1 protein-coding gene and 1 pseudogene are annotated in these 2,084 nt (G+C 66.1%); one reads left to right on the top strand and one right to left on the bottom strand.

Annotation, left to right across the window (positions count from 1 at the left end; translation table 11 throughout):
* Positions 1-115: 115 nt before the first annotated feature.
* Positions 116-1,170, bottom strand: a pseudogene (locus QWY28_RS23160) (IS3 family transposase); the annotation flags it as partial.
* 51 nt (positions 1,171-1,221) lie between these two features.
* Between QWY28_RS23160 and QWY28_RS23155 the strand changes: the two are divergent.
* Positions 1,222-1,989, top strand: coding sequence for a hypothetical protein (locus QWY28_RS23155; RefSeq protein WP_300955284.1), 768 nt, complete (start codon positions 1,222-1,224; stop codon positions 1,987-1,989).
* Positions 1,990-2,084 lie beyond the last annotated feature (95 nt).

Raw genomic sequence — 2,084 nt, 5'->3', positions numbered from 1 at the left:
CAGCAGTCTGGTGAACGCCACCGCCCGGGGCCGACACGTCAACGCGAGGGCACCCGCAGGGCCGGTCATAAGCAAGGGTCAGACCCCAGGTGGTGGCGCAGTCACGATGCTCGCAGTCGTATGACGAGCCCACCGCTCCGGTCGAGGGCTTGATCCCAGCAGCGTCCAAGTGCTCGGAGTAGGCCACGGACAGGTACTGAACTCCGTGGTCGTGGTGCGCGATCAGGCCGGCCAAATCCGTGCCTTCACGCTGCCGGGTCCAGATCGCCTGCTCGACCGCGTCGACGACGAGCTGGCTGGTCATCGTCGTGGCCACCGACCAGCCCAGGATCCGGCGGGCGTAGGCGTCGATGACGAACGCGGTGTAGCACCAGCCCGACCACGTCGAGACATACGTGAAGTCCGCGACCCACAGGCGATCTGGCGCCAGTGGCGCGAAGTTGCGGCCCACCAGGTCCAGCGGCTTGGGCGCCCTCGGGTCGCTGATCGTGGTCCGCTTGACCTTGCCCCGCACCGCGCCAGCCAGGCCGAGCTCGCCCATCAGCCGCTCCACGGTGCAGCGCGCGATGGGCGGCTCCTCGGCAGCGCGTTCACGGTTCAGGGTGAGCCACACCTTCCGGGCACCGTAGACGCCGTAGTTCGACGCGTGGACCGCGGCGATCCTCGGCTTCAACTCCTCGTCGCGCACTTCGCGGGAGGTCGCCTTGCGGGAGCGGTGTTCGTAGTAGGTCGCGGGGGCGATCTTGGCGCCCAGCTCGGTGAGCTGCTCGCAGATCGACTCGACACCCCATCGCAGACCGTCGCCGTCGCGGACACCGACGTGCTCGTCGATGTAGGGCACGATCAGCGCTGTGGCCGGTCGAGTTCGGCCGCGAAGAAAACCGATGCCGAGCGGAGAATCGCGTTGGCGCGCTTGAGCTCGGCGTTCTCCCGCTTCAGCCGCTTCAACTCAGCCGACTCCTCGGACGTCATCCCGGGCCGCTGGCCGGCATCGACCTCGGCCTGCCGGCACCACTTGCGCACCGTCTCCGGCGTCCCGACCCCGAGCAGCTCCGCGACCTTGCTCATCGCCGCCCACTCCGACTCGTGATCGGCCCGGATCTCTCCGACCATCCGGACCGCCCGCTCGCGCAGCTCGGCCGGGTACCTCTTCGACGTACTCCCTGACATGACTCCATCCTTCCCAAGGAACGGAGTCTCCGGACTTGCCGGGGCGGTTCATTGCGGACCAGCCAGCGGACCGGCGCGGAAGCGCGGAACGAGTTAAGCGACACCATCGCGTTGCGAGCTCGCTTCCGCCTGCTCCTGAGCCAGTACGACTCGGACCTTGAGCGACTCAGCACGATCCACGAAGCGGGCACGCTACTGGGTTACTTCCAGAGCGGAGTCTGCGTCTTCTGCGGCGCGGAGCCCGAGCACCAGCACTACAATCAGGACTGCGAAGGAGACAACACCAGCTTTGGGGAGTCGGTCGAAGCGGAGGCCCGCAAGACTCGAGATCTCCGCAAGGATCTCCTGGGAACACTGGACGATCTTGAGACCCGTGCCACCCAAGTGCGTGCACGCATTCGTGCACTCCTGGGGGAGGACGAGGAACTTCAAGGACTCCTGACGCAACTCGACGAGCAGCTCCAGCCGCAACAGGGCGACCTGAAAGAGCTAATGAGCAAACGGACGGAGATCGAGAGGTCACTGTCGCTCTACGAGCAGGTCGCCCACCTTGAACAGATGAAAGCCCAAGTTGCTGACGAGGCCAAGGTCGATACCGCCGCAGCGGCCACAGGCTTCGGATTCGCGGCCCTTCGTGAGTTCTCAAGCGAGCTTTCGCGCCGCCTAGCCGATTGGGGCTTCCCCGAGGCATCGACGGTCCGATACGACCGCAACGAGCAAGACATCATCGCCGGAGACCAACCCAGATCTGCCCACGGCAAGGGCGTACGCGCCATCCTGCACGCAGCCTTCAGCGGCTCTTCACAGTTGAGGGTGTAGCGGACGACGCGGCCGGGGTCGGCGCGTCGGTGCCGGGATAGAGGTCGAGGTCTTTCGAAGATGGCGGTTCCTACGCCAGCCACCCGAAAGACCTC

This window comes from Nocardioides oceani (assembly GCF_030412965.1).
In the GTDB taxonomy this organism is placed as follows: Bacteria; Actinomycetota; Actinomycetes; order Propionibacteriales; family Nocardioidaceae; genus Nocardioides; species Nocardioides oceani.
This window is presented reverse-complemented; position numbering and strand designations above follow the sequence as displayed.